The 19,993-nt window shown below is 75.6% G+C and carries 19 protein-coding genes; 12 read left to right on the top strand and 7 right to left on the bottom strand.

Annotated features, from left to right (window positions below):
- Nucleotides 1-4: 4 nt before the first annotated feature.
- Both ACI790_RS03135 and ACI790_RS03140 read right to left on the bottom strand, forming a co-directional pair.
- Complete coding sequence (locus tag ACI790_RS03135; protein ID WP_456568326.1) at nt 5-532, bottom strand: DUF1003 domain-containing protein; 528 nt, start codon at nt 530-532, stop codon at nt 5-7.
- Nucleotides 525-1,763 carry a magnesium transporter MgtE N-terminal domain-containing protein gene (locus tag ACI790_RS03140; protein WP_456568327.1) on the bottom strand — a complete coding sequence of 413 codons (1,239 nt, stop codon included), beginning with the start codon at nt 1,761-1,763 and terminating at the stop codon, nt 525-527. Before ACI790_RS03140 ends, ACI790_RS03135 begins: the two co-directional genes overlap by 8 nt.
- Before the next feature lie 24 nt (nt 1,764-1,787).
- On the opposite strand from ACI790_RS03140, the gene ACI790_RS03145 reads away from it, so the two are divergent.
- The 3 genes from ACI790_RS03145 (at nt 1,788) to ACI790_RS03155 (ending at nt 4,715) form a co-directional block, all read left to right on the top strand.
- Nucleotides 1,788-2,657, top strand: a complete 870-nt coding sequence (locus ACI790_RS03145; RefSeq protein ID WP_456568328.1) for a PhzF family phenazine biosynthesis protein — start codon at nt 1,788-1,790, stop codon at nt 2,655-2,657.
- Nucleotides 2,561-3,583 (top strand): DMT family transporter, encoded by a 1,023-nt coding sequence (locus ACI790_RS03150; RefSeq protein ID WP_456568329.1) that lies wholly within the window; start codon nt 2,561-2,563, stop codon nt 3,581-3,583. The genes ACI790_RS03145 and ACI790_RS03150 overlap by 97 nt, the downstream gene beginning before the upstream one ends.
- A gap of 178 nt (nt 3,584-3,761) precedes the next feature.
- Nucleotides 3,762-4,715 (top strand): HpcH/HpaI aldolase/citrate lyase family protein, encoded by a 954-nt coding sequence (locus ACI790_RS03155; RefSeq protein ID WP_456568330.1) that lies wholly within the window; start codon nt 3,762-3,764, stop codon nt 4,713-4,715.
- Between the two features lie 76 nt (nt 4,716-4,791).
- Here ACI790_RS03155 and ACI790_RS03160 read toward each other — a convergent pair whose 3' ends face one another.
- The gene (locus ACI790_RS03160; RefSeq protein WP_456568331.1) at nt 4,792-5,262 is read right to left on the bottom strand and encodes a DUF4190 domain-containing protein; all 471 of its coding nucleotides are present in this window, start codon (nt 5,260-5,262) and stop codon (nt 4,792-4,794) included.
- A 194-nt stretch (nt 5,263-5,456) separates the two neighbouring features.
- On the opposite strand from ACI790_RS03160, the gene ACI790_RS03165 reads away from it, so the two are divergent.
- The 7 genes from ACI790_RS03165 (at nt 5,457) to ACI790_RS03195 (ending at nt 14,958) form a co-directional block, all read left to right on the top strand.
- Complete coding sequence (locus tag ACI790_RS03165) at nt 5,457-6,656, top strand: acyl-CoA dehydrogenase family protein (RefSeq protein ID WP_456568332.1); 1,200 nt, start codon at nt 5,457-5,459, stop codon at nt 6,654-6,656.
- 110 nt (nt 6,657-6,766) lie between these two features.
- Nucleotides 6,767-7,702 (top strand): quinone oxidoreductase family protein, encoded by a 936-nt coding sequence (locus ACI790_RS03170; RefSeq protein ID WP_456568333.1) that lies wholly within the window; start codon nt 6,767-6,769, stop codon nt 7,700-7,702.
- Between the two features lie 88 nt (nt 7,703-7,790).
- A complete protein-coding gene (locus tag ACI790_RS03175) occupies nt 7,791-8,102 on the top strand; it encodes an EthD family reductase (RefSeq protein ID WP_456568334.1) in 312 nt (103 codons plus the stop codon).
- Between the two features lie 185 nt (nt 8,103-8,287).
- Complete coding sequence (locus ACI790_RS03180; RefSeq protein WP_456568335.1) at nt 8,288-12,655, top strand: FtsK/SpoIIIE domain-containing protein; 4,368 nt, start codon at nt 8,288-8,290, stop codon at nt 12,653-12,655.
- A gap of 106 nt (nt 12,656-12,761) precedes the next feature.
- A complete protein-coding gene (locus ACI790_RS03185; protein ID WP_456568336.1) occupies nt 12,762-13,058 on the top strand; it encodes a hypothetical protein in 297 nt (98 codons plus the stop codon).
- Nucleotides 13,055-14,293, top strand: coding sequence for a hypothetical protein (locus ACI790_RS03190; RefSeq protein WP_456568337.1), 1,239 nt, complete (start codon nt 13,055-13,057; stop codon nt 14,291-14,293). The genes ACI790_RS03185 and ACI790_RS03190 overlap by 4 nt, the downstream gene beginning before the upstream one ends.
- Nucleotides 14,290-14,958 (top strand): hypothetical protein, encoded by a 669-nt coding sequence (locus ACI790_RS03195; RefSeq protein WP_456568338.1) that lies wholly within the window; start codon nt 14,290-14,292, stop codon nt 14,956-14,958. Before ACI790_RS03190 ends, ACI790_RS03195 begins: the two co-directional genes overlap by 4 nt.
- A gap of 128 nt (nt 14,959-15,086) precedes the next feature.
- Here ACI790_RS03195 and ACI790_RS03200 read toward each other — a convergent pair whose 3' ends face one another.
- Nucleotides 15,087-15,383 carry a WXG100 family type VII secretion target gene (locus tag ACI790_RS03200; protein ID WP_456568339.1) on the bottom strand — a complete coding sequence of 99 codons (297 nt, stop codon included), beginning with the start codon at nt 15,381-15,383 and terminating at the stop codon, nt 15,087-15,089.
- A gap of 215 nt (nt 15,384-15,598) precedes the next feature.
- Between ACI790_RS03200 and ACI790_RS03205 the strand changes: the two genes are divergently transcribed.
- Entirely contained in the window at nt 15,599-17,137 is a 1,539-nt protein-coding gene (locus ACI790_RS03205; protein WP_456568340.1) for an acetolactate synthase large subunit, read from the top strand.
- Nucleotides 17,138-17,213: 76 nt separating this feature from the next.
- Nucleotides 17,214-17,534 (top strand): muconolactone Delta-isomerase, encoded by a 321-nt coding sequence (gene catC / locus ACI790_RS03210; RefSeq protein ID WP_456568341.1) that lies wholly within the window; start codon nt 17,214-17,216, stop codon nt 17,532-17,534.
- Nucleotides 17,535-17,552: 18 nt separating this feature from the next.
- On the opposite strand, the gene ACI790_RS03215 is transcribed toward catC, so the two are convergent.
- The 3 genes from ACI790_RS03215 to ACI790_RS03225 all read right to left on the bottom strand — a co-directional run bounded on the left by ACI790_RS03215 (nt 17,553) and on the right by ACI790_RS03225 (nt 19,841).
- The gene (locus ACI790_RS03215) at nt 17,553-18,137 is read right to left on the bottom strand and encodes a TetR/AcrR family transcriptional regulator (protein WP_456568342.1); all 585 of its coding nucleotides are present in this window, start codon (nt 18,135-18,137) and stop codon (nt 17,553-17,555) included.
- A 67-nt stretch (nt 18,138-18,204) separates the two neighbouring features.
- Complete coding sequence (locus ACI790_RS03220; RefSeq protein WP_456568343.1) at nt 18,205-19,047, bottom strand: alpha/beta fold hydrolase; 843 nt, start codon at nt 19,045-19,047, stop codon at nt 18,205-18,207.
- Nucleotides 19,044-19,841, bottom strand: a complete 798-nt coding sequence (locus ACI790_RS03225) for a hypothetical protein (RefSeq protein WP_456568344.1) — start codon at nt 19,839-19,841, stop codon at nt 19,044-19,046. The genes ACI790_RS03220 and ACI790_RS03225 overlap by 4 nt, the downstream gene beginning before the upstream one ends.
- Between the last annotated feature and the right edge of the window lie 152 nt (nt 19,842-19,993).

The following is a 19,993-nucleotide window of genomic DNA, read 5'->3' on the forward strand; positions in this document are numbered from 1 at the left end:
CCGGTCAGGCCACCGGGTCGGCCTGCTCCCGGCGCTTCTTGCTCTTCTTCTTCCGCTCGCCGTCGTCGTCGCCGTCCTCGGGCAGCAGCCGGTTGAGCTCGCCGCGGATGAAGTCGCGGGTGGCCAGCTCACCGACGGCCACCCGCACCGCCGCCAGCTCCCGGGCGAGGTACTCGGTGTCGGCGCGGGTCGACGCGGCCCGGGCGCGGTCCTCCTCGGCCTGCACCCGGTCGCGGTCGGCCTGGCGGTTCTGCGCCAGCAGGATCAGCGGGGCGGCGTAGGCGGCCTGCGTGGAGAAGGCCAGGTTCAGCAGGATGAACGGATAGGGGTCCCAGCGCAGCTGCACGGCGAAGACGTTCAGCGCGATCCAGACGACGACGAGGATCGTCTGCACCGCGAGGAACCGGCCGGTGCCCAGGAAGCGCGCGATGCCCTCGGCGAACTGCCCGACGGCGTCGGGGTTCAGCCGCAGGAAGCTGCCGAACCGGCGCGCGCCCCCGCGGGGGACGTCGAGCCGGGGACCGTCAGCCACGGCGGGCCCGCTCCCGCCAGTCCTCGGGCAGCAGGTGGTCCAGGACGTCGTCGACGCTGACCGCGCCGACCAGCCGGCCCTGCGCGTCCACCACGGGCGCGGCCACCAGGTTGTAGGTGGCGAAGTAGTGGGTGACCTCGGCCAGCGGCGCCTCCGGCTTCAGCGGCTCGAGGTCGTCGAGCACCCCGCTGACCAGGGTCGACGGCGGCTCGCGCAGGAGGCGCTGGATGTGCGCGAGCCCCAGGTAGCGGCCGGTCGGCGTGGCCGACGGCGGTCGGCAGACGTAGACCTGGCTGGCCAGCGCCGGCGTGATCTCCTCCTGCCGCACCCGCGCCAGCGCCTCGGCGATCGTGGCGTCCGGGGCGAGGATCACCGGCTCGCTGGTCATCATGCCGCCGGCGGTGTCCTCCGAGTACTTGAGCAGCTGCCGCACCGACTCGGCCTCGTCGGGCTCCATGAGCTCCAGCAGCCGGTTCCGGTCGACGTCGTGCAGCTCCGACAGCAGGTCGGCGGCGTCGTCGGGGTCCATCTCCTCGAGCACGTCGGCCGCCCGGCCCTCGTCGAGCGTGCCGAGGATGGTGATCTGCTCGGCCTCGGGGAGCTCCCCGAGGACGTCGGCCAGCCGCTCGTCGTCCATGGCCTCGGCCACCTCGTGCCGGCGCTTGATCGGCAGCTCCTGCAGCGCGTGCGCCATGTCCGCCGCGTTCAGCTCCCGGTAGGTGGCGATCAGCGTCTCCGCACCCTGCCCGGTCTGCGGCAGCGCCAGCCCGGTCACCTCGTCCCAGGCGAGCTGGTGCAGCTGCCCGCGGCGGCCGATCCGGCCCGGCTCCTGGACGGCGAGGCGGGAGAGCAGCCAGTCGCCGGTGCGGGTCTGCTCCATGGCGGCGTCCACCACGTGGGCGGTGCGGCCGGACTCGTTGATCCGCACCTGGCGGTCCAGCAGCTCGCCGAGCACCAGGGTCTCGCCGGCCCGCTGCTCGAACCGCTTGAGGTTGAGGGTGCCCGAGTTGAGCAGCACCGCGCCCGGGTCGAGCGCGGTGACCCGACCCATCGGCACGAAGATCCGGCGCCGCGCGACGACCTCCACGACGACGCCCAGCACCCGCGGGCACGCGGTGCCCACCCGGAGGCCGACGACGACGTCGCGGACCTTGCCGACACGGTCGCCGTTGGGGTCGAAGACGGTCAGCCCGGCGAGCCGGGAGACGTACGCCCTGGTCACCGTCGTCACGGCCCGAAGGCTACCGTCGGCGCCGTGGCTGCCCCGGTTGCGCTGGACTACGAGATCGTCGACGTGTTCGCCCCGCGGGCGTTCGCCGGCAACCCGCTGGCCGTGGTGTTCGACGCCGACGAGCTGACCACCGAGCAGTGCCAGGCGCTGGCGAACGAGTTCCACCTCTCGGAGACCTCGTTCCTCTGCGCGCCGACCGAGCCGGGCGCCGACTACCGGGTGCGGATCTTCACGACGTCGGCCGAGCTGCCGTTCGCCGGGCACCCGAGCGTCGGGGCCGCGCACACGCTGGTGCGCACCGGGCGGCTGGCGCCCGGCACGCTGCGCCAGGAGTGCGGTGCCGGGGTGCTGGACGTGGTGGTCGACGGCCACGGCGCGACGCTGACCGGCGGCAGCCCGACGCTGGCGGACGGTCCGGACGCCGGCGCGCTGGCCCGTGCGATGGGCCTGGCCGACGCGGACCTCACCGGTGTGCCGGTGGCGCTGGCCGGCTGCGGGCTGCCCTTCTCCTACCTGTCCGTCGCCCCCGACGCGGTCGACCGCGCGGTCCCCGACTCGGCCGCGCTCGGCCGGCTCGGCGTGGGGGAGGGGGTCTCGGTGCTGTCCTGGGACGCCGCGAGCGCGACCGCCTACGCCCGGGTCTTCGCCCAGGACGACGCCTGGGAGGACCCGGCCACGGGCTCGGCCGCGCTCGGCGCCGGGGTGTGGCTCGTGGAGAGCGGGCTGCTGGCCGGCGAGGGGACGTCGGCCTACACCGTCCGGCAGGGCGAGCACATGGGCCGCCCGTCGCTGCTGGAGTGCACCGTGACCGCCGCCGGCGGGCGGGCGGTCGCGGCGACCGTGCGCGGCGCCGTCGTCCCGGTGGCGAGCGGCCGGATCCGGGTGCCGTCCTGAGCACGCCCGCCCCCGCCGCGTCCGCCTGGGCGCTGCACCGGCCGGGGGGCCGGGACGTCGGTCTGCTCTCCCTCGCCGTCGTCGGCGTCTCGCTGTCGGCGCCCCTGACCGCGATGGTGACCGCGCCGATGCTGGCGCTCGCGTTCTGGCGCAACGCCGCCGGTGCGGCCGCGCTCGTCCCGGTGCTGCTCACCCGCGAGCGTTCGACGCTCACCGGCCTGCGGTGGCGCGACCTGCGCAGCTCGGTCGTCGCGGGGCTCTTCCTCGCGGCGCACTTCGCCGCCTGGCTGCCGAGCCTGTCGATGACGACGGTGGCCGCGTCCGTCGCGCTGGTCACCACGACCCCGATCTGGACGGCGCTGGCGGCCCGGGTGTCGGGGGTACGGCTGCCCGCCGCGGTGTGGTGGGGCCTGCTGCTGGCGTTCGCCGGCGTCGTGCTGATCGTCGGGGTGGACGTCACGGTGAGCCTCGAGGCGCTCGCGGGCGATGCGCTGGCCCTGCTGGGGGCCATCTGCGCCGGTGGGTACGTGCTGGCCGGAGCGCGCGCCCGCCAGCGGCTGGCGACCTCGGCCTACGCCGTCGTCTGCTACTCCGTGTGCGCCGTCGTGATCGCGGTCGCGGCGCTGCTCCTGGACGCGCCGCTGGGCGGTTTCGCGGCCCGGGACTGGTGGCTGATCGCGGGCATCACCGTCTCCGCGCAGCTGTTCGGGCACACGCTGCTGAACCTGGTGCTCTCGTCGGTGGGCCCGACCGTCGTCAGCCTCGCCGTTCTGCTCGAGGTGCCGGGCGCGCTGCTGTTCGCCCTCGTCCTGCTCGGTCAGGTCCCGCCGCTGCTGGCGCTCCCCGGCGTGGTGCTGGTGGTGGCCGGGGTGGCGCTGGTCGTGCGGGCGAGCCGGCCGACCACGCTGGTCGAGCCGGGCACCTGAGCGCCGCTCGTCGCCGAGTGGGCAGTTGCGGTCGCCCGCTCCGGCGCGCCCGCGTGTGTCGCCGACCACAACTGCGCACTCGGCCGGGGGACCGCGGTCTCGCCGGGTCGGCGCCGGGAGTGCGCCGTCGTTAGGCTCCCGGCGATCCCAATCGTCGACTCCAGTCTGCGGAGGCACTGTGGCCGAGCTCCGATCCCGCCGTTCCAACCTGGCCGTTCCCGGGAGCAACCCCCGGTTCCTGGAGAAGGCCAAGGGCCTGCCGGCCGACCAGGTCTTCCTCGACCTGGAGGACGCCTGCGCGCCGCTGGCCAAGCCCGGAGCCCGGAAGAACATCGTCGCGGCCCTGAACGAGGGCGGCTGGGGCGACAAGATCCGCACCGTCCGCGTCAACGACTGGACGACGGAGTGGACCTTCCAGGACGTGCTCGAGGTGGTCGGCGGAGCGGGCGCCGAGCTCGACTGCATCATGCTGCCGAAGGTCCAGGACGCCGCCCAGGTCAAGGCCCTGGACATGCTGCTGACCCAGATCGAGAAGGCCAACGGCCTCGAGGTCGGCCGGATCGGCATCGAGGCGCAGATCGAGACGGCGCAGGGCCTGATCAACGTCAACGACATCGCGTTCGCCAGCGACCGGATCGAGACGATCATCTTCGGCCCGGCCGACTTCATGGCGAGCATCAACATGAAGTCGCTGGTCGTGGGCGCCCTGCACCCCGACTACCCGGGTGACCCGTTCCATTACATCCTCATGCAGATCCTCATGGCCGCCCGCGCCCGCGGCGTCCAGGCGATCGACGGTCCCTTCCTGCAGGTGCGCGACGTGCCCGCGTTCGAGGAGGTCGCCAAGCGCTCGGCGATGCTCGGCTTCGACGGCAAGTGGGTGCTGCACCCCGGCCAGATCGACGCCGCCAACGAGATCTACGCGCCGTCCCAGGAGGACTACGACCACGCCGAGCTGATCCTCGACGCCTACGACTGGGCGACGTCGGAGGCCGGTGGCAAGAAGGGCTCGGCGATGCTCGGCGACGAGATGATCGACGAGGCAAGCCGCAAGATGGCGCTGGTCATCGCGGGCAAGGGCCGCGCCGCCGGCCTGTCCCGGATGTCGTCCTTCACGCCGCCGGAGAGCTGACCCCTCCCCGGGCACAGGAGGCTCTGCCCACGGATCCGACCCGTTCCCGTGGGCGGAGCTTCCGGTGCCCGGCCGGTCAGGGGCCGAAGCCGGTGCTGGTCAGCGTCGCGAAGGCGACGATCCAGAACAGGATGATCAGGACGTAGATCCCGGTCCCGAGGCCGCCGACGACGACGCCGGCCAGCGCCAGGCCGTCGCCCTCCTCGCCGGTCCGGCGGATCTGCCTGCGTGCGGAGATGCCCAGGCCCAGCCCCACCGGCGGGAAGACGAACGCCATGACCAGCGCGGCGATCGCCAGGGTGTTGGTCGGCCGCCCCCACTGCCCGGGGTAGCCCGGGGGCGGGCCGTAGCCGGGCGGCGGGCCGTAGCCGGGCGGTGGGCCGTAACCGGGCGGCGGGCCGTAACCGGGCGGCGGGCCGTAACCGGGCGGCGGGCCGTAGGGCTGCCCGTGGCCGGGCGGGCGGTACCCCGCTCCGGGTGGGGCGGAGCCCGCGCCGGGCGCCGGCGGCGGGTCGCCGCGGTACAGCCCGTCGTCGCCGTGGGTCATGGGTCCTCCTGTGCCGTGCGGTGCCGCCGAGCGGCCACTCCACCACGGCGGTGGTGGGGCCGGTGCGGACGCCACGCGGCCGCTGCGGCGCACGGGGCGGCGGGGGAGGGTGAGCAGGCGCACGCCGGGGCGCCCGGTGCCGTGTCCCATACTCCTCGGTAACTCGGACACCGCAGTCCCGAAGGAGTGGACCGTTGACCCGCTTGGCACAGACCGCTGATCTGACCGACATCCAGCAGGAGATCCTGTCGACGGTCAGGAGCTTCGTCGACCGCGAGATCATCCCGCACGCGCAGGAGCTCGAGCACGGCGACATCTACCCGCAGGAGATCGTCGACGGGCTCAAGGAGCTCGGCATCTTCGGCCTGATGATCCCGGAGGAGTACGGCGGCCTCGGGGAGTCGCTGCTCACCTACGCGCTGGTGGTCGAGGAGATCGCCCGCGGCTGGATGAGCGTCTCCGGCGTCATCAACACGCACTTCATCGTGGCCTACCTGCTGCGCCAGCACGGCACGCAGGAGCAGAAGGAGTACTACCTCCCGCGCATGGCCACCGGCGAGGTGCGAGGTGCCTTCTCGATGTCCGAGCCGGGCCTCGGTTCCGACGTCGCCGCGATCCGCACCAAGGCCACCAAGCAGGCCGACGGGAACTACGTCATCGACGGCCAGAAGATGTGGCTCACCAACGGCGGCAGCTCCACCCTGGTCGCGGCCCTCGTGCGCACCGACGAGGGTGCGGAGAAGGCCCACGAGAACCTGACGACCTTCCTGGTCGAGAAGCCGGCCGGCTTCGGCGAGGTCAAGCCCGGCATCACCATCCCCGGCAAGCTCGCCAAGATGGGCTACAAGGGCGTCGACACCACCGAGCTGGTGTTCGACGGCTACCAGGCGAAGGCCTCCGACATCCTCGGCGGCGAGCCCGGCAAGGGGTTCGCGCACATGATGGACGGCGTCGAGGTGGGCCGGGTCAACGTGGCCGCCCGCGCCTGCGGCATCTCCATCCGCGCCTTCGAGCTCGCGATCGCCTACGCCCAGCAGCGGGAGACCTTCGGCAAGCCCATCGCCCAGCACCAGGCGATCGCCTTCCAGCTCGCCGAGATGGCGATCAAGGTCGAGGCCGCGCACCTGATGATGGTCAACGCCGCCCGCCTCAAGGACGCCGGCAAGCGCAGCGACGTCGAGTCCGGCATGGCCAAGACCCTGGCCAGCGAGTACTGCGCCGAGGTGACCACGCAGTCCTTCCGCATCCACGGCGGCTACGGCTACTCCAAGGAGTACGAGATCGAGCGGCTCATGCGCGAGGCGCCGTTCCTGCTGATCGGCGAGGGCACCAGCGAGATCCAGAAGACGATCATCAGCCGGGGCCTGCTCAGGACCTACAAGCTCAAGGGCTGATCGCCCGGCTCGCCCCGCGGCCCCCGTCTCTCCCGGAGAGGCGGGGGCCGCGGTGTGTGCGGGGACACCCCGCTCGGCCGGTGGGTGGCCGGCCCGTGTAGGCAGGATGCATGCGCGCAGCGGGAGTGACCGAGTTCGGCGGGCCGGAGGCCCTGCACATCGTCGAGGTGGAGGCCGAGCCCCTGGGTCCGGGCGAGGTGCGGCTCCGGGTCGAGGCGGCCGCGGTCAGCCCGACCGACACGCACGCCCGCTCGGGCGCCTACGCGGAGCGCGACCCGGTGAAGACCCCGCCGTGGGTGCCGGGCATGGACGTCGCCGGGACGGTCATCGAGGTCGGCGAGGGCGTGGAGCACCTCGCCGTCGGTGATCTCGCCATGGGCATCGTCGTCCCGTTCGGGCCGCACGGCGCCTACCGCGAGGACAAGGTGCTGCCGGGGGACTCGGTCGTCCGCGCGCCCGAGGGCGCCGACGCCGTGGCCGCCTCGACGCTGCCGATGAACGGGCTCACCGCCCGGCTCTCGCTGGACCTGATGGGCCTGCAGCCGGGCCAGGTGCTCGCGGTGACCGGCGCGGCTGGCGCCTACGGCGGCTACGTGGTCCAGCTGGCCAAGGCCGATGGCCTCACCGTGGTGGCCGACTCGTCGGAGGCCGACGAGGAGCTCGTCCGCGGCCTCGGCGCCGACGTCGTCGTGCGCCGTGGGGAGGACGTCGCGGACCGGATCCGCGAGCACTTCCCCGAGGGCGTGGACGGGCTCGCGGACGGCTCGGTGCAGGACGCGCAGGTGCTGCCCGCCGTCCGGGACGGGGGAGCGGTGGCCACGGTGCGGGGGTACCGCGGCAACGGCGAGCGCGGGCTGCGGTTCTTCCCGACGCTCGTCCGGAAGGTGGCCACCGACCGCGCGGCGCTCGACCAGCTGCGCCGGCAGGTCGAGGAGGGCGCGCTCACGCTGCGGGTGGCCCGGACGTTCCCGGCCGAGCAGGCCGCCGAGGCGCACCGGGTCCTGGAGGCCGGCGGGGTGCGGGGTCGGCTGGTGCTGACCTTCTGATCGTCCGGTCGCGGCGGGCGCCCCTTCCCTGGTTGGGTGCAGGGGCGACCCGGGCAGCGGAGCCCGGGAGATCAGGAGGTCTGGCGAGATGGTGCACAGGTTGGTGGTCAGCTACGGGACCCCTGAGGACCCGGCGGCGTTCGACGCGTACTACCGGGAGACCCACACCCCGCTGGCGCTGAAGCAGCCCGGGCTGGTCCGGCTCACCTTTGGGCACGGCCAGGCCATGGACCCGTCCCAGCCGGTGCCCTACCTCGTCGCCGAGCTGGACTTCGACTCCGAGGCAGCCATGGGGCAGGCGCTCGCCTCGCCGGAGGGACAGGCAGCCGGCGCGGACCTCGCGAACTTCGCCACCGGCGGGGCGTCCCTCGTGCACTTCGAGGTGCAGACCGCGAGCTGACCCCCGCCGGGCGTCCCCCGGCCGGGGATGTCCACAGGCGCCGATGGACCGGATGCCGCGCGTCCGTCTAGCGTTCCCGCGGCATCCGGCCCCGGCGGACCCCCGACCGGCGGACCGTCCCGGGCTGGTCCGCTCCTCCCGGCGGGGCCGGGCAGGGGCGGACCGGAACCGGCGAGGGGGAGTCCGTGCGCGTCCAGCTGAGCGTCGGGCAGGACGACGGGGCCCTGCTCGACGTCGCCGTCGACGTGGACGACGACCTGCCGGTCGGCCGGCTCGCCGCTGAGCTGGGCCGGGTCACCGGACGGTCGGCCGAGGGGATCTGGGTCGCCGGGGAACGGATCGACGACGACCGGTCGGTCGGGGACAGCCCGCTGGTCGACGGCGCGGTGGTGCAGCTGTCCGCGGCCGGCTCGGTCGCCGCCGTGCTCCCGGCTCCCCGCGGATGGCAGCTGCGCGTGCTCGGCGGTCCGAGCAGCGGGCTGGTCGCGCAGCTGCCGATGGGCGACCACGAGCTCGGCCGCAGCAGCGCCCTCGGGTTCGCCGACCGGTCGATGTCGCGCCGCCACGCGCTGCTGCGGGTGGGCGCCGATGGCGCGACGTTGCGCGACCTCGGATCGGCCAACGGCACCTTCGTCGAGGGGGAGCCGGTGCCCGAGGAGGAGCCCGGGGTGCCGATCGCGCCCGGCGGGCTGGTGCAGCTCGGGGACACCCGGCTGGTGGTCGGGCCGGCGCCGGTGGCCGACGCCGCCGTCGAACCGGCCGGCCCGGGCGCCCGGGCGTTCGTCCGGGCGCCGCGCATCCTGCCCGCGGAGCGGGAGGTCCGCGTCCGGCTGCCGCAGGAGCCCCGGGCGCGGGAGCCCCGCCGGTTCCCGCTGGTGATGATCCTGTCGTCGCTCCTCCTCGGGGTCGTGCTGGCCGTCGTCCTGCGCGCACCGCTGTACCTGGTGTTCGCCGTCGGCGGCCCGGTGATGATGGTCGGCAACGCCGTCGCCGACCGCCGGCAGGGCGCCCGCGAGGCCCGGCGCGCACGCGCGGAGTACGAGCAGGAGCTGGCCCGCGCGCTGGAGCGGATCGGGACGGCGGTGGCGGAGGAGACCACCCGCCGGCGCGCCGCCCACCCCGATCCGGCCACGGCCCTGCTCACCGCGGTGCTGCCCGGCCGGCGGCTGTGGGAGCGGCGCCGCACCGACCCCGACGCGCTCGACCTCCGGCTCGGGTCGGCCGACCTCCCCGCGCAGGTGGTGGTCACCGACCGCGCCGGGCGCGACGAGCCGCCGGAGCAGCGCACCGTGCACGCCGTGCCCGCTGTCGTGCCGCTGCGCGCGGTCGGCGTCGTGGGTCTCGCCGGCCCGGCCGAGCCGCTGGCCGGGCTGCTGCGCTGGGTGGTGCTGCAGCTGGCCGTCCACCACCCTCCGCGCGACCTGGCGCTGACGGTCCTGGCCCCGCGGGGCCGCACCGACTGGAACTGGGTGCGCTGGCTGCCGCACGCCCGCCCGGCCGACGGCGAGGGCCCGGTGGCGTCCGTCGGCAACGACCCGGAGACGGTTTCCGCGCGGATCGCCGAGCTGACCGCGCTGATCAAGGCCCGCCGCGAGGCGACGACGGCCGGGGCGGGCCGCGTGCTGCCGGAGTCCTTCCCCGCGCACGTGCTGGTGGTGCACGGCTACCGGCCGCTGCGGGCCACCCCGGGCCTGGCCCAGGTGCTGCAGGACGGGCCGGCGGTCGGCGTCTACGCGGTGTGCGCCGACGAGGAGGAGCGCTTCCTGCCCGAGGCGGCCACCGCGACGGCGGTCGTCGACCCCGACGGGGGGACGACGCTCTCGCTCCGCCGCAGCGGCCACGACCCGGTGCCCGCGGTGCTCGCGGAGCCGGTGGCGGCCGAGCTCGCCGAGGCGGCGGCCCGCGCGCTCGCACCGCTGCGGGACGTCAGCCTGGCCGACGACGACGCCGTGCTGCCCGACAGCGTGCGGCTGCTCGACGTCCTCGGGCTGGAGCCGCCCACCGTCGACGGCGTCCGCGCGCGCTGGCAGCTGGAGGGCCGGACCACGCGGGTGGTGGTGGGCGCGGGCCTGCACGGGCCGTTCACCCTCGACCTGCGCACCGACGGCCCGCACGGGCTGGTCGCCGGCACCACCGGCGCGGGGAAGTCCGAGCTGCTGCAGACGATGATCGCGTCGCTGGCGGTGGCCAACCGCCCGGACGCCCTCAACCTCGTGCTGGTCGACTACAAGGGCGGCAGCGCCTTCAAGGACTGCGTGCACCTGCCGCACACCGTCGGCATGGTCACCGACCTCGACGCCCACCTGGTCGAGCGGGCGCTGACCTCGCTCGGTGCGGAGCTGAGGTACCGCGAGCAGCGGCTGGCCGCGGCCGGCGTCAAGGACCTCGAGGACTACCTCGACCTGCGGGCGCGCGAGCCGGACCCCCCGCCGCTGCCGCGGCTGCTCATCGTCATCGACGAGTTCGCCTCGCTGGCGCGGGAGCTGCCCGACTTCGTGGCCGGGCTGGTGAGCATCGCCCAGCGCGGCCGGTCGCTGGGCATCCACCTGCTGCTGGCCACCCAGCGGCCCAGTGGGGTGGTGTCGCCGGAGATCCGGGCGAACACCAACCTGCGCATCTCGCTGCGGGTCACCGACGGGGCCGACAGCAGCGACGTGCTGGACGCGACCGACGCCGCGCGCATCGCGAAGTCCGCTCCCGGGCGCGGGTTCGCCCGGCTCGGCCACGGCGCGCTGGTGCCGTTCCAGGCCGGGCGGATCGGTGGCCGCCGTCCGGGGCAGGGCGCGGGAGCCGCCGCGCCGTTCGCCGTCCCGCTGGGCTGGTCCCTGGTGGGGTACGCGGCACCCCGGCCGCCGACGGCGGGCCGGCGGTCCGACGTCGAGGTCACCGACCTCTCGGTGCTCGTGGCGGCGGTGCGCGCCGCCGCCGTCGCCGAACGGGTGCCGGCGCAGCGCAGCCCGTGGCTGGCGGCGCTGCCGGCGCGGGTGCCGGCCGCCGACCTCGACGCGCCCGCGGCCGGGCCGTCGGCGGTCCGGCTGCCCTACGGGCTGCAGGACCTGCCGGCCCGGCAGGAACGCCGCGTCGCCGCCTTCGACCCCGCGGCCGACGGGCACCTGCTGGTCATCGGCTCGCCCCGGAGCGGGCGGTCCCAGCTGCTGCGGACGCTCGCCGGGGCGGTGGGCGAGCGCTGCTCGACCCGCGACGTGCACCTCTACGCCCTGGACTGCGGCAACGGTGCGCTGCTCCCGCTGGCCGACCTCCCGCACTGCGGTGCGGTCGTGCCCCGCGCCCAGACCGAGCGCGCCGTCCGGCTGCTCGACCGGCTGGCCGGCGAGCTGGAACGCCGCCAGCAGCTGCTCGCCGAGGGCGGCTACGCCGACGTGACCGAGCAGCGCCGCTCGGCTCCGGCCGGCCTGCGGCTGCCGCACGTGCTGCTGCTCGTCGACCGGTGGGAGGGGTTCACCCCGACCCTCGGCGAGGTCGACGGCGGCCGGCTCACCGACATCCTGCTGACCCTCGTGCGCGAGGGGGCGTCGGCCGGGATCTCGGTGGTGATGACCGGCGACCGCTCGCTGGGCACCGCGCGGCTGGCCTCGCTCACCGACAGCAAGCTCGTCCTGCGGCTGGCCGACCGGGGCGACTACCCGCTGATCGGCGTGCCCGGCAGGCAGGTGCCCGACGTGCTGCCGCCCGGCCGCGGGGTCGCCGTCGACGGCGCCGTCGAGACGCAGGTGGCGCTGCTGGCCGACGACGGGTCGGGGCAGGGGCAGGCCGCGGCGCTCGCCGGGATCGCGAAGGCCGCGCACGTGCGGGACGCCCTGCTGCCGCGGTCGGCCCGGCCCTTCCGCGTCGACCCGCTGCCCGCCCGGATCACCTTCGAGACGGCGTGGGGGATGCGGCCGGCGGAACCCGGGCCCGGTTTCGCGCTGGTCGGGGTCGGCGGCGACGAGCTGGTCGGCTGCGGCCCCGACCTGGACGGTGGCGGCCTGGCGTTCGTGGTCGCCGGTCCGGCCCGCTCGGGGCGGAGCTCGATGCTGGCCGTCATGGCGGAGTCGCTGCTGCGGCAGGGCACCCCGGTCGTCGTCTGCGCGCCGAAGGCCTCACCGCTGCGGGCCCTGGCCGGACGCCCGGGCGTCGTCGCGGTGGTGGCGGACGCCGCCGCCCCGGCCGGGCGCTGGCGGGAGCTCCTCACCGCCGACCCCGGGCGGCCGCTGGTCCTGCTCCTCGACGACGGCGAGGTGCTGCGCGACTGCCCCGCCGCGGAGGTGTTCCGCGAGGTGGTGACCGGCGCCGCCCTGCCCGGGCGGAGCCTGGTGCTCGCGGGCGGCGCCGACGGCATCTGCACCGGCCTCTCCGGGTGGCAGGTGGACGCGCGGAAGGCGCGGCAGGGGCTGCTGCTCTCCCCGCAGGGCAGCACCGACGGCGACCTGATCGGGGTCCGGCTGCCGCGCAGCGCCGTCGGCGGGCCGGTGCGGCCGGGGCGGGGGCTGCTGCACCTGGGCGACGGCGTGCTGCGCACCGTCGCCGTCCCACCCCCGCCGGACGCGCCCTGAGGGGAGGTGCGACGGCCCCGGGCCCGGGCCTGTGGACAACGGCCGCCGACCCCCTCCGGTCTCGTTAGCGTGGCCGGCCGGAGGCGGTGGAGAGGCGGAGGCCGGAGTGAGCGATCTGTACATCGACGGGGCGGTGCTCGCCCGCGTCCGGTCCGACCTCGTGGGCATCCGGGACCTCCTGGAGCAGCCCGCGCGGGAGATGCGCACGGTGAGCGGAGCGGCGATGGGCGCCCCTGCCCTGGCCCGGCGGATGGACGAGTTCGGCGACGAGTGGGCCTACGGCATCGGCAAGCTGGCCGGCTTCGCCGACGACGCCGCCGAGGCCCTCGACCGCATCTCCGCGGCCTTCCGGGAGGCCGACGTGGCGCTCGCCGACGCGCTGCGCGGAGCAGGCGGGCGATGAGCGACCGGTTCCCCTCGCTGGGGTTCGACCCGGCTCCCGGCGACGTGGCGGCCGCCGGTCAGGTGGCCGCCGGCGTCGCCGGCGCGGCGCGGGTGCTCGAGCGGATCTCCGCGGTGCTCACCGGCGCCGCCGACGGCGAGTGGCGCGGCTCGGCGGCCGTCGCCTTCCGGGACCTGATGTCGGGGGAGTTCCGGCCCCGGGTGGAGACCGCGGCCCGCTCGTTCGACGAGGCGAGCCGTGCGCTGCACGACTGGCTGGACACCATGCACGCCGGTCAGCGCCGCGCACGGGCCCTCGAGGCCGAGCACGCGGCCGCGGTGCGGCGGGCAGCGGCGGCGCACGCCACCTACGCCGCCCTGCCCGCCGCAGCCGTGGACGCGGGCGCGCCGCCGACCCCGGAGCAGGCCGCGGCCGGGACCGAGCGGCTCCGGGCCCGGGCGGCCGCCGGGCGGACGGCGGGGACGGCCGACGCGGAGGTCGAGCGCCTCGCGGGGGAGGCCCGCGCCCTGCTCGCCGGCTACGAGCAGGCCGGGCGCGAGGCGGCCGGCCGGCTGCAGCGGGCGATGGACATCGCCCCGGCCGAGCCCGGCGTCTGGTCGCGGCTCGCCGAGAACGTGACCACGGCCCTCGCCGAGATCGAGGAGGTGGCCGACGACCTCCGCGACGTGCTCGTGGAGGTGCTGGACGCGTGCGCTCCGCTGCTGGACCTGATCGGCGACCTCGCGGGTCTCCTCGGCACCGTCTGCGGCTTCCTCGCCTTCGTGCCCGGTCTGCAGTCCCTGGCGGGCGGCGCCGTGGTCCTCGGCGTCCTGGCGCTGGCTCTGCACTACCTGTCGGCGGTGGGGAACACGGGCAGCTTCACCGAGGCGCTCACCGACGGCACGGTGCTCATGGACGCCGCCGGGCTGGTCCTCGGCCTCGGGGCGATGGGGGCGGGCGCGCGGGTGGTCGCGGCGGCCCGCGCCGGCAGCGGCGCCTCGGCCGGCGGTGGCGCGGCCACCCGGATGGTGCCGCAGTGCTTCGGCCCGCCGATCGAGACGCCGGCGAGCTACTTCCAGCTGGCCCGCAGCACCAGCTACCGGATGGGGGAGGCCGAGCTGCTCTGGCGCGTGGTGCGCTACAACCTCAACGGGGCGGGGCTGGCACGCACCGTCGCCGCGGGGGACCCGACCCGGTCCGAGGGCCGTCCGCTCGGGGACCGCTCGTTGACCCGGCAGCCGAGCGTGGTGCGGTGACGGCCTCCACCGCGGGACTGGTGGAGCTCTGCCTCCCGCGCGACTGGACCGAGCTCCTCCTCCCGGACGACGAGGAGGCGCGGGACCACATCGACCGGCTGCTGCGCGGCACGTGGCCGGGCGGCCCGGCCGAGGTGTGGACCGGCGGCACCCGGGCGCTGATGGACTGGCGCGCGGCGATGCTCGACGCGGGCGTGGTCAGCCACGGGGTGGTGAGCGCTCCGCGGGACCGGGGGGCGGCCGCGATGTGGCACGTGCAGAGCAGCGTCGTGCCGCTTCCTCCCGTCGCCGACGTCGACGTTTCCGCCGTCGTCGCCGAGCTGGTGCGGGCCCGGTGGGGTGCCGGGCCCCACCACGTGGAGGCCTTCGAGACGGACATGGGCCTCGGGGCCGGCGTCGTCGCCGAGCGCACCGTCCTGCCCCCGGCCCGGCTGGGCGACCTCGTGGGCGGCGGGCCGGAGATCGTCGCGCCTCCCGGGCCGGTGGGCGTGGCGGTGGCCCTGGCCTGTGCTCCCCGGGGCACGCATGCGCTGCTGGTCGTCGGGGTGAGCCTGGATCCGGCACAGGTCTGGGAGCTGGCCGGCCTGGTGGCGATCATCGCCGGACGATCGCGGCTGCAGCCGGCGCCGGCCGCCGGGGACGAGGGGGAGGACCGGTCCGGATGACCGCGGTGCACGATCCGTGGCCCGTCGGCCGGGCCTCGCGGTCCACCTGCTCCCCGCCGGTGGACGACGGCATGGCAGAGGCCGCCCCGCGTCGTGCGGGGCGGCCTCCGGTGCGGGGAGCGTGCGGGTCAGCGACCGAGGGCGCCGGCCAGCTGGGTGTCCGCGTCGCGGAAGGTGGCAGCGGCCTGGTTCAGGTACTGGGCCATGCCGTCCAGCCCGGCGATCATGTTCCGCGCGCCGGTGGTGAACTCGTCGTAGGACGCCTGGAAGGTGCGGCTGGAGCTGTCGGTGACGTAGCCCTCGGCGACGAGCTGGTCGACGAGCCCCTTGAGCTGGCCGAGCATGCCGTCGATCTCGGTCCGGCCGTTGGTGAGCCGGCCGGCGGCGTCCTCCATCTGCTGGTACGTGACGTTGACGTTGGCCATGGTGGTGTCCTGTCGGGAGGGCCGGTGCGCGGACGCGAGAACCGGCGGATCAGCGGGTCTGGGCGGGACCGTAACAACGCCGGAGGCGCCTCCGGGGCGTTGTCCACAGGCCCCCACCGCCCTCTTGAAGCGGGGCGGAAGCCGCAGTTCCGGGGGGCTCTGCGGCGGCGCCGGCTCGGGTCGCCCCCGTCCGCGGTCCGTGCGAGGGTCCGAACGTGAACGGCGCCCAGGCACTGATCAGGACCCTCGTCGGCGCAGGCGTGGACGTCTGCTTCGCCAACCCCGGCACCTCGGAGATGCACTTCGTGGCGGCGCTGGACGACGTGCCCGAGATGCGCGCCGTGCTGACCCTCTTCGAGGGGGTGGCCACGGGCGCCGCCGACGGCTACGCGCGGATGACCGGCCGCCCGGCCGCGACCCTGCTGCACCTGGGCCCCGGCATGGGCAACGGGCTGGCCAACCTGCACAACGCCCGGCGCGGGCGGGCCCCCATGGTGAACGTCGTCGGCGACCACGCGCGTTCGCACAAGCGGCTCGACGCACCGCTGGAGTCCGACATCGACGCCGTCGCCGGCACGTTCTCGCGGTGGGTGCGCCGCTCGCTCGCGCCGGCCGACGTCGCCGCCGACGCGGCCGACGCGGTGGCCGCGGCCCGGTCGGGCGGCATCGCCACGCTCGTCCTCCCGGCCGACGTGTCCTGGGAGGAGGGGGCCGAGCCGGCTCCGCCGCTGCGGGCGCGGCCGGCTCCGCGGCCGGCGCCGTCGGTGGTCGAGGAGGTGGCCGCCGTCCTCGCCGGCGGCGAGTCGGTGGTGCTGTTCCTCGGCGGCGACGCGGTGGGCGAGGACGGGTTGCTCGCCGCCGGGCAGATCACCGCCGGCACCGGTGCCCGGCTGATGACCGAGACCTTCCCCGCGCGCGCCGCCCGGGGAGCCGGTCTGCCCGACGTCACCCGGCTGCCCTACCCGCCGGAGATGGCGATGGCCGCGCTCGCCGGCACGGAGCACCTGGTGCTCGCCGGGGCCTCGGCCCCGGTGCACTTCTTCGGCTACCCCGGCGTGCCGGGGCACCCGGTCCCCGAGGGCTGCACGGTGCACGTGCTCAGCGAGCCGGGCGAGGACGGCGTCGCCGCCCTGCGGGCGCTGGCCGCGCTCGCGGCGCCGGATGCCGAGCCGGTGCTCCTCGAGGCCTCGCGCCCGGAGCTGCCCACCGGGGAGCTGACGCCGCGCACGATGGCGGCGGTCATCGGTGCGCTGCTGCCCGAGCGCGCGATCGTCGTCGACGAGGCGCTGACCTCCGGGGTGGGGCTGATGGAGCTGACCTCGGGCGCCCCCCGGCACGACTGGCTGGCGCTGACCGGTGGCGCCATCGGCGACGGGCTGCCGATGGCCCTCGGCGCGGCGGTGGCCTGCCCCGACCGCCCGGTCATCGGCATCCAGGCCGACGGCAGCGCCATGTACACGATCTCGGCGCTGTGGAGCCACGCCCGCGAGCAGGCCGACATCACCACGATCATCTGCGACAACGGCTCGTACGCGATCCTGCAGCACGAGCTGTCGCGGGTCGGCGCGGCGAACGACGGCGAGCGCGCCGCCACGCTGCTCGACCTCGGCGGCCCCGGGTTGGACTTCGTCTCGATCGCGCAGGGCATGGGTGTGCCGGCGACCCGCGCGACCACCGCGGGGGAGCTGGCCGAGCAGCTGCAGAAGGCGCTGGCCGAGCCCGGCCCGCACCTGATCGACGCCGTCCTGGGCTGAGCGGCGCGGGGGCAGGTCCCCGCACCCCGGGCCGGCCGGCGTGGACGCAGGGCGCACCGGGCCCTACGGTCGCCGGATGCTCTACCTCGTCCACATGCGTGTCGACCTGCCACCCACCCTGGACGCCGAGCGGGCCGACGAGCTCAAGCGCACGGAGAAGGAGCGGGCGCTGGAGCTGCAGCGTGACGGCCGCTGGGTCCACCTGTGGCGGGTCGCCGGCCGCTACGAGAACTACAGCGTGTTCGACGTCGCGGACCACGACGAGCTGCACGGCCTGCTGATGTCGCTGCCACTCTTCCCGTACCTGGACATCTCCGTCACGGCGCTCGCCCAGCACCCCTCGGCGCTCACCGCGCAGCCGGACCGGCATCCGGGGCAGGGCAGCAGGGCGACGTAGCGCGGGCCGGGCGCGCCGTCAGGCCGGGGACAGCTCGGTGGCCTCCAGCATGGCCAGCACGTACCGCACGTGCACGTCCGCGACCTCGCTCAGGGAGAGCGGGCCGTCGGGGCGGTACCAGGTCGGGACCGCCGCGCAGATGGAGACGATGGCGCGGGTGGCCCCCTCCGGGTGGGGGGTGCGGAACTCACCGATCCGCACGCCGTCCGCGATGACGCCGCGGAAGATGCTCTCGGTGGTGTCGCGTGCCTCGACGACCGCCAGACGCCCGTCGCCGGTCAGGTAGCGGAACTCGCTCAGCGACAGCACGGCCGCGGTCTGGCACTCACCGGAGAACCGGACGTACGCGCGGACCCCGGCGGTCATGCGCTCGGTGGCTCCGGGGCCGGTCGCCGCCAGCTCGGCCCTGATCCGCCGCAGCAACTCGTCGTTCGCGTCGCGCAGCAGGGCGACGAGGACGTCGGACTTGGCGGCGAAGTGGTTGTACAGGTTGGACAGGCTGGTCTCCGCGGCGCGGGCGATGTCGCGCATCGACGTCCCGTTGAAGCCGTTGGCGGCCATCAGCTCCAGCGCCGCGGCCAGGCAGCGGGTGCGAGCGCTCACCCCGCCACCGCCGGCGCGCCGTCCCCGGGGGCCCGCGCCCCGGTGGTGCCGGCTAGAACCATCCGTCTCACTCCTCTGCTCGCGGTGACCCTGCTCCCGGGGCGGCGGTGCGACCGGCCCCGAGGTCGGTCAGCCAGCCGTGGAGGACCGCTGGGAAATCGTCCATCTCCTCCATCGGGTAGTGCCCGATGCCCTCCAGCACGGTCACCTCTCCCCGGGGGATCTGCTGTGCAGTCCACACCACGTCCGCCGGGTCGAGCCAGAGGTCGTCGTCGCCGACCACCAGGTGCGTGGGGCAGGCGATCTCGTGCAGTGACGCACGCAGGTCGTGCGTGGCCCAGCCGAGCAGGTCCGACGTCGAGACCAGCGGGTCCTCCCGCCGGTGCATCGTCGCGATGAGCTCCGCGCGCTCGGGGGGCACGCGTCGGCCGACGACGGCGAGCGTGCCGAAGTAGGTGCGGTCGCTGCGGCTGGGTGCGGCGGCGTCCTCCAGCTCCCGCCGCAGGCCGGAGACGCTGGTCCGGCTGTTCCGTGCGTCCGCCGCCATGGCGACGACACCGGCGAGCGAGCCGCCGGCCCGCACGGCCAGGTCCAGCGCGATCTTCCCGCCGATGGAGCAGCCGACCACGAACGGTCGCTCCACCTCGAGGAGCTCCAGCAGTTCCAGACACCACTGCGCGTACTCACCCAGGTCACGGACCGGACCGCCCGGTGCCGGCTCGGACCGGCCGTGGCCGGGGAGGTCCGGCACGATCACGGAGTAGCCGAGGGCGACCAGCCGGTCGGTCGTGCCCCGCCACTGGACGCCGCTCTGGCCGGCGGTGTGCAGGCAGAGGACCGGCGGCCCCTCGCCGCTGCGCTCCACGTAGGCCGGTGCGCCCCCGACCGGGAGGTAGCTCGCCTGGATCATGCCGTGGCTCCCGTCGCCAGCGTGCGGGCGGCGTCGACCAGAGCCATGACCGCCTTGGACATCCGCAGGTACTCGTAGGCGTTGCCGGTCACGGTGAAGGAGTCGCCGCTCATGGCCCGGCGGAAGAAGTCGTTGGACGGACCGGTGAGCAGGTCGGTCCAGACGTGCTCGGCCGCCTCGAGGGTGAAGGTCGCGCCGAGCGGGGTTCGTGGGACCACCTCGATGACCTGGCCTCGGTAGATCCGCAGCTGGATCTGGCTGGTGCCGGCGCGCAGCCCGATGGCCCCGTCCCAGGTGGCCGTCGCCGAGCTGAAGGCCGCGTCGTCGGCCAGCTCGCGGGCCAGTGCCTCGCCCCAGGGACGGGTGCAGAACGCCCGCTCCACCGGGTCGGCGGACCCGTCGGAGCCCGGCCGCGCCGGTACCAGCACGGTGATGGTCCCGTCCTGCGCCGTGCGCCCCCGGGCGTCGCGCACGTCGGCGTGCCACTGCACCGAACCGGCCTCCTCGGCGGCGATCCGCCGGCAGGCGGTCACGGTGAACGTCGCCTCCAGGGCCTCGCCCGCAGGCGCCGGGGACACGTTCCGCCAGCGGGTCTCCAGCACGCGCAGCAGCGAGTGCGGCAGCACGTCTGTGCCGGCGGCGAGCCGGAGGACCGTGGTCGGCGCGGCCGCGGCGTCCCCCTCGGGCGGTCGTCCGGCGGCCGCGGCGATCCGCCGGCCGACCGCGAAGTCCTCGAAGAAGGGGCCCGCGGGCGGGGCTCCCCGGCCGGCGCGCTGCTGCGCCTCTCCGCTCATCTGCAGCCTCTCCCTGGCACCTGCGCCCACCTGCCGGGTGGCCGTGGGCGGTGGGGCGCCCCCGGTCCCGGCGGCCTGCGGAGAGGCCGTGCGGAGAAGGCGCGTACGAACGATCGTTCACCGATAGGAAACCGCGCGCCGGCGGAGGCGTC

The organism is Blastococcus sp. SYSU DS0539 (assembly GCF_054050855.1).